The organism is Streptomyces sp. NPDC005808, assembly GCF_042871385.1.
In the GTDB taxonomy this organism is placed as follows: Bacteria; Actinomycetota; Actinomycetes; order Streptomycetales; family Streptomycetaceae; genus Streptomyces.
In genome coordinates this window covers 339,910-354,700 of record NZ_JBIAIK010000007.1, presented here as the reverse complement: position 1 = coordinate 354,700, position 14,791 = coordinate 339,910, and the positions used below count along the sequence as shown (strand labels likewise).

The 14,791-nt window shown below is 69.1% G+C and carries 11 protein-coding genes; 6 read left to right on the top strand and 5 right to left on the bottom strand.

Going from position 1 to position 14,791, the window contains the following annotated elements:
• The first annotated feature begins 72 nt into the window (after positions 1-72).
• The 4 genes from lspA to ACFYPC_RS18600 all read left to right on the top strand — a co-directional run bounded on the left by lspA (position 73) and on the right by ACFYPC_RS18600 (position 3,998).
• On the top strand, positions 73-819 hold the full coding sequence (lspA, locus tag ACFYPC_RS18615; protein WP_388677099.1) for a signal peptidase II: 747 nt from the start codon (positions 73-75) through the stop codon (positions 817-819).
• Between the two features lie 82 nt (positions 820-901).
• Entirely contained in the window at positions 902-1,846 is a 945-nt protein-coding gene (locus ACFYPC_RS18610) for an RluA family pseudouridine synthase (RefSeq protein WP_388677096.1), read from the top strand.
• The gene (locus ACFYPC_RS18605; RefSeq protein WP_388677093.1) at positions 1,843-2,310 is read left to right on the top strand and encodes a GNAT family N-acetyltransferase; all 468 of its coding nucleotides are present in this window, start codon (positions 1,843-1,845) and stop codon (positions 2,308-2,310) included. The genes ACFYPC_RS18610 and ACFYPC_RS18605 overlap by 4 nt, the downstream gene beginning before the upstream one ends.
• A gap of 101 nt (positions 2,311-2,411) precedes the next feature.
• Complete coding sequence (locus ACFYPC_RS18600) at positions 2,412-3,998, top strand: Na+/H+ antiporter (protein ID WP_388677091.1); 1,587 nt, start codon at positions 2,412-2,414, stop codon at positions 3,996-3,998.
• Positions 3,999-4,132: 134 nt separating this feature from the next.
• Here ACFYPC_RS18600 and ACFYPC_RS18595 read toward each other — a convergent pair whose 3' ends face one another.
• Entirely contained in the window at positions 4,133-5,248 is a 1,116-nt protein-coding gene (locus tag ACFYPC_RS18595) for a mechanosensitive ion channel family protein (protein WP_388677088.1), read from the bottom strand.
• Positions 5,249-5,370: 122 nt separating this feature from the next.
• Here ACFYPC_RS18595 and ACFYPC_RS18590 point away from each other — a divergent pair, with 122 nt between their 5' ends.
• On the top strand, positions 5,371-5,940 hold the full coding sequence (locus ACFYPC_RS18590; protein ID WP_388677086.1) for a dienelactone hydrolase family protein: 570 nt from the start codon (positions 5,371-5,373) through the stop codon (positions 5,938-5,940).
• Between the two features lie 99 nt (positions 5,941-6,039).
• Here ACFYPC_RS18590 and ACFYPC_RS18585 read toward each other — a convergent pair whose 3' ends face one another.
• The 4 genes from ACFYPC_RS18585 to ACFYPC_RS18570 form a co-directional block, all read right to left on the bottom strand.
• Positions 6,040-7,710 carry an alkaline phosphatase D family protein gene (locus ACFYPC_RS18585; RefSeq protein ID WP_388677083.1) on the bottom strand — a complete coding sequence of 557 codons (1,671 nt, stop codon included), beginning with the start codon at positions 7,708-7,710 and terminating at the stop codon, positions 6,040-6,042.
• Positions 7,711-7,842: 132 nt separating this feature from the next.
• On the bottom strand, positions 7,843-8,652 hold the full coding sequence (locus ACFYPC_RS18580) for a thioredoxin domain-containing protein (protein ID WP_388677080.1): 810 nt from the start codon (positions 8,650-8,652) through the stop codon (positions 7,843-7,845).
• 129 nt (positions 8,653-8,781) lie between these two features.
• On the bottom strand, positions 8,782-9,471 hold the full coding sequence (locus ACFYPC_RS18575; RefSeq protein WP_388677077.1) for a hypothetical protein: 690 nt from the start codon (positions 9,469-9,471) through the stop codon (positions 8,782-8,784).
• Between the two features lie 67 nt (positions 9,472-9,538).
• On the bottom strand, positions 9,539-10,867 hold the full coding sequence (locus ACFYPC_RS18570; RefSeq protein WP_388677075.1) for a DUF2252 domain-containing protein: 1,329 nt from the start codon (positions 10,865-10,867) through the stop codon (positions 9,539-9,541).
• Between the two features lie 258 nt (positions 10,868-11,125).
• Here ACFYPC_RS18570 and dnaE point away from each other — a divergent pair, with 258 nt between their 5' ends.
• Positions 11,126-14,662, top strand: a complete 3,537-nt coding sequence (dnaE, locus tag ACFYPC_RS18565) for a DNA polymerase III subunit alpha (protein ID WP_388677072.1) — start codon at positions 11,126-11,128, stop codon at positions 14,660-14,662.
• The last annotated feature ends 129 nt before the right edge of the window (positions 14,663-14,791 follow it).

The window sequence follows — 14,791 nt, the reverse complement described above, 5'->3', positions numbered from 1 at the left end:
CCTGAGCACATGGGCGTCAGAGGGTGTGTCGTACCCTCGTCCTCAGTCAGGAACCTAGGTTGAGGGACTCACGTGGCAGAGGCGGAGCGCATCATCGGTACGCCGGACATCCCAGGCGCGGCGGGGTCCGGGCCGGAGGAGTCCGACGAGAACGCGGCGTCGGCCGACCGGTCCGGCGTGGACGGATCGGCCCAGGACGAGTCGGCCCCTGACGGGCACTCCGGCGTGGACGGGACCGATGCCCCCGCCGGGCGCTCCGGCCTGGACGAGAGCGGGGTCCCGGCCGGCCGCTCGGCTGTGGACCCGACCGAGATCCAGGCCGAGCGGCCGAAGGGCAAGCGGAGGATCGCCGTCCTGTTCTCGGTCGCCGCCCTGGCGTACGTCCTCGACCTGGTCAGCAAGATGATCGTGGTCGCGAAGCTGGAGCACCACGACTCGATCGAGATCATCGGGGACTGGCTGAAGTTCGAGGCGATCCGCAACGCGGGCGCGGCCTTCGGACTCGGCGAGGCCTTCACCATCATCTTCACGGTGATCGCGGCGGTCGTGATCGTGGTGATCGCCCGGCTCGCGCGCAAGCTGTACAGCCTCCCCTGGGCGATCGCGCTCGGTCTGCTGCTGGGCGGCGCGCTCGGCAACCTGACCGACCGCATCTTCCGCTCGCCGGGCGTCTTCGAGGGAGCGGTCGTCGACTTCATCGCGCCCAAGCACTTCGCGGTCTTCAACCTGGCCGACTCGGCGATCGTCTGCGGCGGCATCCTGATCGTGCTGCTGTCCTTCCGCGGCCTCGACCCGGACGGGACCGTGCACAAGAACTGAGCGCGGTCTGCGGGGCCGTTCAAAGGCACTGATGTTCGGGCTGTGGTCGGGCGGTGTCGGACCCGTCCGGCATACTCGACGGGTGAGCACCGTTCCCGAGATCCGCAACCTGCCCGTGCCCGACGGCCTGGAGGGCGAGCGCGTCGACGCCGCCATCTCCCGCATGTTCGGCTTCTCCCGCACGAAGGCCGCCGAGCTCGCCGCCGCGGGGAAGGTCACGGTCGACGGCTCGGTGGTCGGCAAGTCCGAGCGGGTGCACGGTGGTGCGTGGCTGGAAGTGGAGATGCCGCAGGCCCCGGCGCCCGTGCAGATCGTGGCCGAGCCCGTCGAGGGCATGGAGATTGTTCATGACGACGACGACATTGTTGTGATCATGAAGCCGGTCGGCGTCGCCGCACACCCGAGCCCCGGCTGGACCGGGACGACCGTCATCGGCGGACTCGCCGCCGCGGGCTACCGGATCTCGACCTCCGGTGCCGCCGAGCGCCAGGGCATCGTGCACCGGCTCGACGTCGGCACCTCGGGCCTGATGGTCGTGGCCAAGTCGGAGCGCGCGTACACCTCGCTGAAGCGCCAGTTCAAGGAGCGCGTCGTCGACAAGCGCTACCACTCGCTGGTGCAGGGCCACCCGGACCCGATGAGCGGCACGATCGACGCCCCGATCGGCCGTCACCCGAACCACGACTACAAGTGGGCCGTGACAGCGGAGGGCAAGCCCTCGGTCACGCACTACGACCTCATCGAGGCGTTCCGTTCCGCCAGCCTCCTCGACATCAAGCTGGAGACGGGACGTACGCATCAGATCCGCGTCCACATGTCCGCGCACCGGCATCCCTGTGTCGGCGACCTGACGTACGGCGCGGACCCGACGCTGTCCAAGCGGCTCGGGCTCACCCGGCAGTGGCTGCACGCGGTGCGGCTCGGCTTCGAGCACCCCGGTGACGGTCAGTGGGCGGAGTTCGAGAGCGGCTACCCGGAGGACCTGCAGAAGGCGCTCGACAAGGTCCGTGAGGAGAGTTACGCGTGAGTGCCTCCTACGAGGTGCGGGTCGCCGAGGACGCCCCCGACCGCGAGGCGTGCTTCGCGGTGCGCAAGGAGGTCTTCGTCGGCGAGCAGGGTGTGCCCGAGGACATCGAGTACGACGCGTACGACGACGGGGCCCTGCATGTGCTGGCCGTCCGTGCGGACGGCGTGCCGCTCGGCACCGGACGTCTCCTGTACGGCGAAGCCGCCGCCGCGAAGACCGACGGCGACGTGACGGTCGGCTCGCTCGGGCGGCTCGCCGTGACGCGGGAGGCGCGCGGACTCGGTGTCGGCGCCGCGCTCGTACGCGGCATCGAGGACGCGGCACGCGCGCGTGGACTGGCCGCGGTGGATCTGCACGCGCAGACGCATGCCCTCGGTTTCTACGAGCGGCTCGGGTACGTGGCCTACGGTGCGGAGTTCCCGGACGCCGGGATCGCCCACCGGGCGATGCGCAAAACGCTCTGAGGCGGAGTCGAGTGGCCGGCGCCGACCCTTTGTCGTAGGCGCGTGGCAGGCTTGGGGTCTGGATCTTCCCTGATCGCCCAGACCCCGCCGGAGCGTTGACCGTGGATCAGTTGGCCCTGCTGTTCGCGCTGTTGCTCGGGGCCGTGCTGAGTGTCCCGTTGGGGGACCGGCTGGGGCTGCCCGCGCCGGTGCTGATGACGCTTCTCGGGATCGTCCTCGCCGTGCTGGACTTCGTGCCCAATGTGGACATCCCGCCGGACCTGATCCTGCCCGCGCTGTTGCCACCACTGCTCTACGCATCCGTGCGGGGCACGTCGTGGAGACAGTTCGCGGCCAACAAGCGTCCGATCTTCCTGCTGGCCGTGGCGCTGGTGTTCGTCACCACCGCGGCGGTGGCCACGGTCGCGAGCGCGATCGTGCCCGGCCTGCCGATCGCCGCCGCGGTCGCGCTCGGCGCCCTCGTGGCCCCGCCCGACCCGGTCGCGGCGACCGCCGTCGCGGGCCAACTCGGGCTGCCGAGACGGCTGGTGTCGACTCTGGAGGGCGAGGGTCTCTTCAACGACGTGACGGCCATCGTGCTGTACCACGTCGCGATCGCAGCGGCCGTCAGCGGGACCTTCTCGCCCTGGCGGGCCGGCCTCGACTTCGTGCTCTCCGCCGTCATCGCGCTCGCCGTGGGGCTCGCCCTCGGCTGGGGCACGAACAAGCTGATGGGCCTGCTCGACGACGCCACGCTGCACATCGGTCTGACCCTGCTCGTGCCGTTCGCCTCGTACGTGATGGCCGAGGAGCTGCACGGGTCCGGGGTGCTCGCGGTGCTCACCACGGCCCTGTTCCTCGCGGAGTACGCCACCGATGCCGATGACGTCCTGATCCGGCTCGCCGGGCAGTCGTTCTGGGACGTGGTGGACACCCTGGTCACCGGGGTCGCCTTCGGGCTGATCGGACTCGAACTGCACAACGCGATCAGGACGGCGTCGGGGCGGTGGGGGGAGATGCTGGGCTGGGCGGCGGCCATCGTGGCCGTCGTCGTGTTCGTACGCCTCGCGTGGCTGTTGCCGGCGACCTGGCTGGCGCGGCGGCTGCACGCCAAGCGGGACTACGACGAGGACATCCCGGTCTCCTGGCGGGAGACCGTCGTGATGTGGTGGGCGGGGATGCGAGGGGTCGCCTCCGTGGCCCTCGCCCTGGCGATCCCGCTGAAGACGGACGACGGGTCGGCCTTCCCCAACCGGGACGAGATCGTGTTCATCGCTTTCGGGGTGATCATGGCGACGCTCGTGGTGCAGGGGCTGACGCTGCCCTGGATCGTCAAGAGGCTCGGCGTGCGGTCCGACACCAAGGCGGAGATGGCCTTCGAGAGAGAGCTCGCGGTGCGGGCGGCGAAGGCGGCCCGGGGGAGGCTGAAGGAGATCGAGGCGGAGGAGGAGCTGCCGGACGAGGTGTCCGAGCAGTTGCGGCGGCGGGCGCTCGACATCGGGTTGCGGATCAGCCCGGACCTGGGGGAGGGCGAGCGGCGGGAAGGGCATGAGCAGCGGGTCCGGCGGATCAAGAGGTTCCGCCGGATCCAGGGCGAGATGTTGAGTGCGGCCCGGCACGAGGTGCTCTCCGCACGGAGCGAGCCGGGGGCGGACCCGGAGATCGTGGACAGGGTGCTGCGGCACTTGGATGTGCGCAGCCTGCGGTGACGCGGCGCTGGGCTTGAGCGGGTCCTCTCCCGCCCGCGCACCGCCTGCTTCTGCGCTGAAGACAGGTGCAAGTTGCCTGTGGGATCGGTGTCGTTGGCGGCTGCGGGGGTGCATGACAGACCTTGAACCCAAGGTCAGCCTCTGCCCGGGCCTGTCCTCGGGGGTTCGGTGGCTCGGTCGCGGTTTTGGCGGGGGGCCACGCCGTTGGTGTGGCCCGGCGGGAGTATGGCGTCTGCTGTGTTGACCCGGGGGAGCGCGTAGGGGTGTGTCTCGGTCAGCCAGCGGATCATCCGTTCGCGGACGGTGACCCGTACCGTCCAGATGTCGTCCGCGTCCTTGGCGGTGACCAGGGCGCGTACTTCCATGGTGTTGGGTGTCGAGTCCGTGACGGCCAGTCCGTAGTCGCGGCCGTCCCAGGCCGGGCACTCGCGCAGGATGTCCCGCAGCTGCTCGCGCATCGCCTCCACGGGGGCGGCGTGGTCGAGTTGGAAGAAGATGATGCCGGTCATCTGGGCGCTGCCGCGCGACCAGTTCTCGAAGGGCTTGGAGACGAAGTACGAGACCGGCATCGTGATCCGTCGTTCGTCCCAGGTCCGTACCGTCAGGAACGTCAGTGTGATCTCCTCGACCGTGCCCCACTCGCCGTCCACCACGACCGTGTCGCCGAGGCGCACCATGTCACCGAAGGCGATCTGCAGCCCCGCGAACATGTTGGCGAGCGTCGACTGGGCGGCGACACCGGCGACGATGCCGAGGATGCCGGCCGAGGCCAGCAGGGAGGCACCGGCCGCGCGCATCGCCGGGAACGTGAGCAGCATCGCGGCGACCGCCACCACACCCACGATCGCGGAGACCACGCGCTGGATCAGCGTCACCTGCGTCCGTACCCGGCGGACCCGCGCCGGATCGCGGTGGGCGTGCGCGTAGCGCGAGTACGAGGTCTCGACGATCGCCGCCGCGATCCGCACGATCAGCCACGCGGCGGACCCGATCAGGACCAGCGACAGGACCCGGCCGATGCCGGCCGAGTGCTCGCGGGCGATCTGTGCCTGGTCGTAGGAGCCTCTCAGCAGTGCCACGCACAGTACGAGCTGGAAGGGGATGCGGGCGCGGCGGAGCAGGCCCCACAGCACGGTCTCACCGTGCCGGGCGTCGGCCCGTCGCAACGTGATGTCCACGGCCCACCCGATGAGCAGCGTGAGCACGACCGAGCCGCCGAGGACGATCAGAGGGCGCAGTACGTTCTCCATGCCTGAGACCGTAACCGGCCCGAGGGGCTCATGAACATGTGTTCTTGGCCCGGTACGGGGTACCGCGTCCTCGCTCCTGGCCTGATCAGGTGTTGTCAGTGCGGGCTGGCACGATGGGGCTCATGAACATCATGCTCTTTCACTCGACCTACGGGCTCCGGCCTGCGGTGCACGCCGCGGCGGACCGGCTGCGTGCGGCGGGCCACGAGGTGTGGACCCCCGACCTCTTCGAGGGGCGCACCTTCGAGACCGTGGAGGAGGGCATGGCCTTCAACGACGGGATCGGCAAGGACGAGCTGCTCAGACGCGCGGTCCTGGCCGCCGCGCCCTACTCGGATCGAGGCGTGGTGTACGCGGGATTCTCGCTCGGCGCCTCCATCGCGCAGACCCTCGCGCTGGGCGATGAGAAGGCTCGCGGACTGCTGCTCCTGCACGGCACGTCGGACATCGCGGAGAGCGCGTCGGTGGACGAGCTGGCCGTCCAGCTGCATGTCGCCGAGCCCGACGCGTTCGAGACGGATGACTGGCTGAGCTCCTGGTATCTGCAGATGCGCAGAGCCGGGGCCGATGTGGAGGTGTACCGGTACGCCGGTGCTGGGCACCTGTACACCGACCCCGAGCTGCCCGATTACGACGCGGAGGCCGCCGAGGCCACCTGGAAGGTGGCGCTCGGTTTCCTCGACAGTCTGTAACAGGTCTTTCTGTAACGGGATTTGGGCCGCAACGGGATTTGGGCCGCAACGGGATTTGGGCCGCAACGGGATTTGGGCCGTAACGGGGCTTCGGGGCCGTCACACCGGGTCGTACGTCCGCTCCACCTGCTGCGTGCCGCTGCGCGTGCGGTACGAACGGGCCCAGGACGAGGTCGCGTCCGCCTTCGTGCGGTCGGAGAGCACGTAGTAGTCCATCTGCGCCCGGTCGGCGGTGATGTCCAGGACGCCGTAGCCGTGGCGGTCGGTGTCGACCCAGTGGACATGCCGGTTGGCGACGCGGATGATCGGCGCGGCGATCGCGGAGACGCTGCCCTCGGGCACCTTGAGAATGTCGTCGAGGTTGTCGGAGGTGACCGAGGTGACGACGAACTCCGTGGCGGCGGAGGCGGACAGCGGGTACGTACCGGCGTCGACCGGCACGTCGTTCGCCCAGGCCATGTGGATGTCGCCGGTCAAAAAGACGGTGTTGCGGATCGCGTTGGACCGCAGGTGGGCCAGGATCTCGCGGCGGTCGTCCGTGTAACCGTCCCACTGGTCGGTGTTGAGGGCCAGGCCCTCCTTGGGGAGGCCGAGCAGCTCGGCGAGCGGCTTCAGGAGGTCGGCGGCGAGCGAGCCGATGGCGAACGGCGAGATCATCACCGAGTTGCCGACCAGGCGCCAGGTGGTGTCCGAGGTCTTGAGCCCCGACTTCAGCCAGTCGAGCTGGGCTCGGCCGGTGAGCGTACGGTCCGGGTCGTCGACCGAGCCGCTGCCGACGGCCGCCTGCTGGGAGCGGAAGGAGCGCAGGTCCAGCAGCGAGAGGTCGGCGAGCTTGCCGAAGCGGAGGCGGCGGTAGGTGGTGCCCGCGATCGCCGGGCGGACCGGCATCCACTCGAAGTAGGCCTGCTTCGCGGCGGCCTGACGTGCCGTCCAGGTGCCCTCCGCGCCCTCGGTGTGGTTCTGCGCGCCGCCCGACCAGGCGTCGTTGGCGAACTCGTGGTCGTCCCAGATGGCGACGACCGGGGCCGCGGCGTGCAGAGCTTGGAGGTCGGGGTCGGTCTTGTAACGCCCGTGCCGGGTGCGGTAGTCGGCGAGGGTGGTGATCTCGTTGGCGGGGGCGTGCGAGCGTACGACCGTGTCGCGGGTGCCGTAGTCGCCGGCCGCGTACTCGTAGATGTAGTCGCCGAGGTGCAGCCAGGCGTCCAGGTCGCCGCGCGCCGCGAGATGGCGGTACGAGGAGAAGTAGCCCGCCTCCCAGTTGGCACAGGAGACGACGCCGAAGCGCAGGCCGGTCACGGCGGCGTCGGCCGCCGGGGCGGTGCGGGTGCGGGCGGCGGGCGAGTCGGTGCCGCCGGCGGAGAAACGGAACCAGTAGTCGGTGGCCGGCTGCAGGCCGCGGATGTCCGCCTTCACGGTGTGGTCGGAGGCGGCCGACACGTTGGTGGAGCCCTTGGCCACGATCGAGCCGAACGCCCTGTCCGTGGCGACGGTCCAGCTCACCTCGGTGTCCGGGCCGAGTCCGGAGCCGGGTATCGCCTCGGCGGTGGGCGTCACCCGGGTCCACAGCAGAATGCCGTCGGGCAGCGGATCGCCGGAGGCGACACCGTGCAGGAAGGCCGGGGTCTCGGTGGCGGCGCGGGCCGGGAGAGAGGCCGCGAGCGGAGCAGCGAGGACGGCGGTGGCGGCCGCGGCCTTGACGACCGTACGGCGGCGCGGGGCGCGGGAGTCGGCGGCGCCCGAGGAGTCGGATGATCTGAAGCGACTGGTCACGAGCGAGCAGGTTACCGGCCAGTACAAGACAAGAGCGGGCGAACTCCGAAAAGTTCGCCCGCTCTTCGACTGCCGGACCCGTCAAGTCGGGGGAGGGACGGGCCTGTTCAGACCTTGTGGCTACCGGACTCGTCAGGCCTTGAGCGCCGCGTCGATCGCCGTGGTGAAGTCGGCCACCGTCATCGGCGCGTTACCGTCGGCACCGGTGAGCGTCTTGCCGTCCATCTTGAGCGTCGGCGTGCCCTGCACTCCGCTGTCGTCGAACTTCGCGGACATGTCCAGCGCCCACTTGTCGTACGTGCCGTCCTTGACGGCAGTCTGGAACTTGGTGTTGTTCTTCAGCGCCGGGACGGTGTCCGCCACCTCGATCAGGTACGAGTCGTCCTTGAACTTGTCGTCGGTCTCCTCGGGGTGGTACTTCGTCGAGTACAGCGCGGTCTTGTACTCGAGGAAGGCATCGGGGCTGACGTTCAGCGCGGCGCCCATGGCACTGAGCGCGTTCTTGGAGCCCTCACCGCCCAGGCTGTTGTCGAGGAAGGAGGCGCCGATGTACTGGATCTTGTACTCGCCGTCGTCGACGCCCTTGTCGACGGTCGCGCCGACGGTCTGCTCGAACTGCGCGCAGACCGGGCAGCGCGGGTCCTCGTACATCTCAAGGGTCTTCTTGGCGGTGCTCTTGCCGATGACGACGGTCGTGCCGTCCGTGCCCGTGGTGTTGGCCGGCTTGACGAGCTTGTCGTCCTTCGCGGCCTCCCAGTAGCCGGGCTTGTTGCCCTGGACGACCGCGTAGCTGATGCCGCCGGCTATCGCGAGGACGCCGACGATGGAGCAGGCGACGATGACCTGGCGCTTGATCTTGTCGCGCTTGGCCTGCCGCTCGCGCTCGATGCGCAGGCGCTCACGGGCCGCCGTCTTCGCGGCCTTGCTGTTCCGCTGGCTCATGTTGGTGATCTCCATGTGGGACGCGCACAGGTCGTACGCGGGATACGTATGGGGGACTGCAGGTGCTCGGATGCTGTCGCTCAGGCGGGCTCGGTCACGCGAAGGCGGCTGTCGCTCAGGCGGGCGTGCTCACGCGAAAGCGACGGAGCTCGGCGGTCCGCGGAGTCCCAGGGAATGCACGAGAAGGCGTGTGCGGGCGGTGGCCGTCCGGCGGGTGGGGCGCGGCAGCCGGCGGACCGGGGCGAGCAGCCGCACGGTCACCGCGGCGACCGCGATCAGCAGCGGCCGGAAGGTGGACGCGGCCGCCGCGTGCAGCAGCTGTTCAAGGGCACGCTCGCCGCGGCGCAGCCAGGCGGCCGCGAGCAGTCCGACGCCGATGTGCGCGCCGAGCAGCAGCCAGGCGGCGGTCGGGTCTGTGTGGGTGAGCAGGGCGGCGGCTCGGTCGCCGCCGGTGCCGGTCACCCTCGTCAGCGGGGTGCCGACGGCGCCCCCGCCGCACAGCAGGTCGAAGCCGACGGAGCGCAGCGGGCCGGCGACCGGGCCGCCCGCCCTGCCGTAACAGACGTGCTGGCCCGTGGTGAAGACGGTGTCGGCGGCCAGCTCCAGCGGTATCAGCAGGGCGGCGATCCGCCCGAAACCGCGCTCGCGGCCACCGAGGGCGTAGGCGAGGACGAAGACGGCGGCGGCGATCGCGGCCACCGTCCCCATCGGCAGCGGGACCCGGGACAGCAGCACGTGCGACGCGGTGCTGAGCGTCACGACCATGGCCGTGAACAGCACCGCGCGAACGGCTCTGAGATGGGTCCCGGATATGTCCATAGCGGGGAGAGTGTGTCACGTGCTCCTGTAGGGGACCCCTAAAGGGTCCCTGTGAGTTAGCCGCCCGCTACAGACCCGGAATCCGTCCGTTACGGAACAGGTCGACGAAGATCTGGTGGTCGGCGCGGGCGCGGGCGCCGTAGGTGTGGGCGAAGTCCACCAGGAGGCCGGGGAAGGCGTCCTCGTCGGCTGCGATCGCCGCGTCGATGGCGCGCTCCGTGGAGAACGGGACCAGCTCCGAGTGGCCGCTCTCGTCGTCCGCCGCGGCGTGCATCGTGGCCGTGGCGCGGCCGAGGTCGGCGACGACGGAGGCGATCTCCTCGGGGTCGTCGATGTCGCCCCAGTCCAGGTCCACCGCGTACGGGGACACCTCGGCGACCAGCTGGCCCGCGCCGTCCAGCTCGGTCCAGCCCAGCCACGGGTCGGCGTGTGCCTGGAGGGCGCGCTGCGAGATGACCGTGCGGTGGCCCTCGTGCTGGAAGTATTCGCGGATCGAGGAGTCCGTGATGTGCCGGGAGACGGCGGGGGTCTGGGCCTGCTTGATGTAGATCACCACATCGTTCTCCAGGGCGTCGCTGTTGCCCTCCAGCAGGATGTTGTAGGACGGCAGCCCCGCCGAGCCGATGCCGATGCCACGGCGGCCGACGACGTCCTTGACGCGGTAGGAGTCGGGGCGGGTCAGTGAGGACTCCGGGAGTGTCTCCAGGTAGCCGTCGAAGGCGGCCAGCACCTTGTAGCGGGTCGCGGCGTCCAGCTCGATGGAGCCGCCGCCGGACGCGAAGCGCCGCTCGAAGTCACGGATCTCGGTCATCGAGTCGAGCAGTCCGAAGCGGGTCAGCGAGCGGGCGACGCGCAGCGCGTCCAGGAGCGGGCCGTCGGCGGTGTCCAGGGTGAAGGGCGGCACCTCGTCGCTCTTGGCGCCGGTGGCGAGGGCGTGGATCCGCTCGCGGTAGGCGGCCGCGTAGGTGTGCACCAGGTCGGTGATCTGCTCGTCGCTGAGCGCCTTGGCGTAGCCGAGCAGTGCCACGGAGGCAGCGAAGCGCTTGAGGTCCCAGGTGAAGGGTCCTACATAGGCTTCGTCGAAATCGTTCACGTTGAAGATCAGACGGCCCTGGGCGTCCATGTACGTGCCGAAGTTCTCGGCGTGCAGGTCGCCGTGGATCCACACGCGAGAGGTGCGCTCGTCCAGGTAAGGGCCGCCCCGCTTCTCCTGCTCCAGGTCGTGGTAGAACAGGCCCGCCGTGCCCCGGTAGAAGGCGAAGGCGGAGGCCGCCATCTTGCGGAACTTCACGCGGAACGCGGCCGGGTCGGCGGCCAGGAGCTCGCCGAAGGCGGTGTCGAATACGGCGAGGATCTGCTCGCCGCGTTGCTCGTCGCTGAGCTGCGGGACCGACATCGCTGGGTGCCTCCTGGTGCAGGTGATGCTGATGTGTGGGACATGTGCGGGGTCAGGCGCCCCGTCCACGTGCAACGTGCGACGGAAGGCCGGAGTGCCCGGATTTCCCGGACGAAGGTACGCCCTCGGAGCCCGAGTACCCGCATGAAGGTACGTGTGATGGCCCGCGGAGTGTCAGTGCCCCGGCATAGACTTCGACGCTGTCCGCCCAGACTGTCCGCAGCCTGTCGCCCAGTGTTTCCTCAGGAGGCCGAAGCCGTGTCAAAGCCGCCGTTCACGCACCTGCACGTCCACACCCAGTACTCGCTGCTGGACGGTGCCGCGCGGCTCAAGGACATGTTCAACGTCTGCAATGAGATGGGCATGACGCACATCGCCATGTCGGACCACGGCAACCTGCACGGGGCGTACGACTTCTTCCACACGGCCAAGAAGGCCGGCGTCACGCCGATCATCGGGATCGAGGCGTATGTGGCCCCCGAGTCGCGCCGCAACAAGCGCAAGATCCGGTGGGGCCAGCCGCACCAGAAGCGCGACGACGTGTCCGGTTCGGGTGGTTACACGCACAAGACGATCTGGGCGGCGAACAGCACGGGCCTGCACAATCTCTTCAGGCTCTCCTCGGACGCGTATGCCGAGGGCTGGCTGCAGAAGTGGCCGCGGATGGACAAGGAGACCATCTCCCAGTGGTCGGAGGGCCTCATCGCCTCCACCGGCTGCCCTTCCGGTGAGCTCCAGACCCGGCTGCGGCTGGGCCAGCACGACGAGGCACTGAAGGCGGCCGCCGAGTACCAGGACATCTTCGGCAAGGACCGGTACTTCCTGGAGCTGATGGACCACGGCATCGAGATCGAGCGCCGGGTCCGCGACGGCCTCCTGGAGATCGGCAAGAAGCTCGGCATCCCGCCCCTGGTGACGAACGACTCGCACTACACGTACGCGCACGAGGCGACCGCGCACGACGCGCTGCTGTGCATCCAGACCGGCAAGAACCTCTCGGACCCCGACCGCTTCCGCTTCGACGGCACCGGCTACCACCTGAAGTCCACGGACGAGATGTACGCCATCGACTCCTCGGACGCCTGGCAGGAAGGCTGCGCCAACACGCTCCTGGTGGCCGAACAGATCGACACCAGCGGCATGTTCGAGGCGCGGAACCTCATGCCGAAGTTCGACATCCCCGAGGGCTTCACCGAGGTCACCTGGTTCCAGGAGGAGGTCCGCCGCGGCATGGAGCGGCGCTTCCCCGGCGGTGTCCCGGACGACCGGCAGAAGCAGGCCGAGTACGAGATGGACGTCATCATCCAGATGGGGTTCCCGGGGTACTTCCTCGTCGTCGCCGACTTCATCATGTGGGCCAAGAAGCAGGGCATCGCGGTGGGTCCGGGCCGTGGTTCGGCGGCCGGTTCGATCGTCGCCTACGCCATGGGCATCACCGACCTCGACCCGATCCCGCACGGTCTGATCTTCGAGCGGTTCCTCAACCCCGAGCGCGTCTCCATGCCCGATGTCGACATCGACTTCGACGAGCGCAGGCGCGTCGAGGTGATCAGGTACGTGACCGAGAAGTACGGCGCCGACAAGGTCGCCATGATCGGTACGTACGGAAAGATCAAGGCGAAGAACGCCATCAAGGACTCGGCGCGCGTGCTGGGTTACCCGTACGCCATGGGCGACCGGCTCACCAAGGCGATGCCCGCCGACGTCCTCGGCAAGGGCATCGACCTCAGCGGCATCACCGACCCCGCGCACCCGCGCTACGGCGAGGCCGGCGAGATCCGCGCGATGTACGAGAACGAGCCGGACGTGAAGAAGGTCATCGACACCGCCAAGGGCGTCGAGGGCCTGGTCCGGCAGATGGGCGTGCACGCCGCCGGCGTGATCATGTCCAGCGAGCCGATCGTCGACCACGCCCCGGTGTGGGTGCGGCACACGGACGGCGTGACCATCACGCAGTGGGACTACCCCCAGTGCGAGTCGCTGGGCCTGCTGAAGATGGACTTCCTGGGCCTGCGCAACCTCACGATCATGGACGACGCCGTCAAGATGGTGAAGGCCAACAAGGGCGTCGACCTCGATCTGCTGGCCCTGCCGCTGGACGACCCGACGACCTTCGAACTGCTCCAGCGCGGCGACACCCTCGGCGTCTTCCAGTTCGACGGCGGCCCCATGCGCTCGCTGCTGCGCCTGATGAAGCCCGACAACTTCGAAGACATCTCCGCCGTCTCGGCGCTCTACCGTCCCGGCCCGATGGGCATGGACTCGCACACCAACTACGCGCTCCGCAAGAACGGCCTGCAGGAGATCACGCCGATCCACAAGGAGCTGGAGGAGCCCCTCCAGGAGGTCCTGGCCGTCACCTACGGCCTGATCGTCTACCAGGAGCAGGTGCAGAAGGCCGCCCAGATCATCGCCGGGTACTCGCTCGGCGAGGCCGACATCCTGCGCCGCGTGATGGGCAAGAAGAAGCCCGACGAGCTGGCGAAGAACTTCACCATCTTCCAGGCCGGCGCCAAGAAGAACGGCTACAGCGACGAGGCGATCAAGGCCCTGTGGGACGTGCTGGTCCCGTTCGCCGGATACGCGTTCAACAAGGCGCACTCGGCGGCCTACGGCCTGGTCTCGTACTGGACCGCGTACCTGAAGGCGAACTTCCCCGCCGAGTACATGGCGGGGCTGCTCACCTCGGTCAAGGACGACAAGGACAAGTCCGCGGTCTATCTGAACGAGTGCCGGCGCATGGGCATCAAGGTGCTCCCGCCGAACGTCAACGAGTCGGAGCAGAACTTCGCCGCGCAAGGCGACGACGTGATCCTCTTCGGGTTGTCCGCCGTCCGTAACGTCGGGACGAACGTGGTCGAGTCGATCATCAGGAGCCGCAAGGCCAAGGGGAAGTACGGCTCGTTCCCCGACTACCTCGACAAGGTCGAGGCGGTCGCCTGCAACAAGCGCACCACCGAATCGCTGATCAAGGCGGGCGCGTTCGACACGATGGGGCACACCCGCAAGGGCCTCACCGCGCAGTTCGAGCCGATGATCGACAACGTGGTGGCGGTCAAGCGCAAGGAGGCCGAGGGGCAGTTCGACCTCTTCGGGGGCGGCGACGACGACACCAGTGAGCCCGGCTTCGGACTCGACGTCGAGTTCACGACCGATGAGTGGGACAAGGTCTATCTGCTCGCCCAGGAGCGGGAGATGCTCGGTCTGTACGTCTCCGACCACCCGCTCTTCGGCCTGGAGCACGTGCTGTCCGACAAGGCGGACGCGGGTATCTCCCAGCTCACCGGCGGTGAGCACGCGGACGGCGCGGTGGTGACCATCGGCGGCATCATCTCGGGTCTCCAGCGCAAGATGACCAAGCAGGGCAACGCCTGGGCGATCGCCACCGTCGAGGACCTCGCGGGCTCCATCGAGTGCATGTTCTTCCCGGCCACCTACCAACTGGTGTCGACCCAACTCGTCGAGGACGCCGTGGTGTTCGTCAAGGGACGCCTCGACAAGCGCGAGGACGTGCCGCGTCTGGTCGCGATGGAACTGCAGGCCCCGGACCTGTCGAACGCGGGCACCAACGCGCCGGTGATCCTCACCATCCCGTCGGTGAAGGTCACTCCGCCGATGGTGAGCCGGCTCGGTGAGATCCTCAGCCACCACAAGGGCGAGAGCGAGGTCCGCATCAAGCTCCAGGGACCGCTCAAGACGACGGTGCTGCGGCTCGACCGGCACCGGGTGAAGCCGGACCCGGCGCTCTTCGGCGACCTGAAGGTGCTGCTCGGACCGGCCTGCCTGGCCGGCTGAGCCGGCGGGTGACCGACGTACGCGAGGGGCGCATCCGGATCCGGATGCGCCCCTCACGGCGTGCCTGGGCTGCAACAGCCCTGCCGGGCCTCTCAACCTGCCGGGCTTCAGCGGCCCTGCCGGGCTTCA

Excerpts from the sequence above, each read along its gene's own strand:
- ACFYPC_RS18595 (WP_388677088.1), bottom strand. The coding sequence starts at position 5,248 with ATGGAGAACGTACTGCGCCCTCTGATCGTCCTCGGCGGCTCGGTCGTG.
- ACFYPC_RS18590 (WP_388677086.1), top strand. The coding sequence starts at position 5,371 with ATGAACATCATGCTCTTTCACTCGACCTACGGGCTCCGGCCTGCGGTG.
- ACFYPC_RS18580 (WP_388677080.1), bottom strand. The coding sequence starts at position 8,652 with ATGAGCCAGCGGAACAGCAAGGCCGCGAAGACGGCGGCCCGTGAGCGC.
- ACFYPC_RS18575 (WP_388677077.1), bottom strand. The coding sequence starts at position 9,471 with ATGGACATATCCGGGACCCATCTCAGAGCCGTTCGCGCGGTGCTGTTC.
- ACFYPC_RS18570 (WP_388677075.1), bottom strand. The coding sequence starts at position 10,867 with ATGTCGGTCCCGCAGCTCAGCGACGAGCAACGCGGCGAGCAGATCCTC.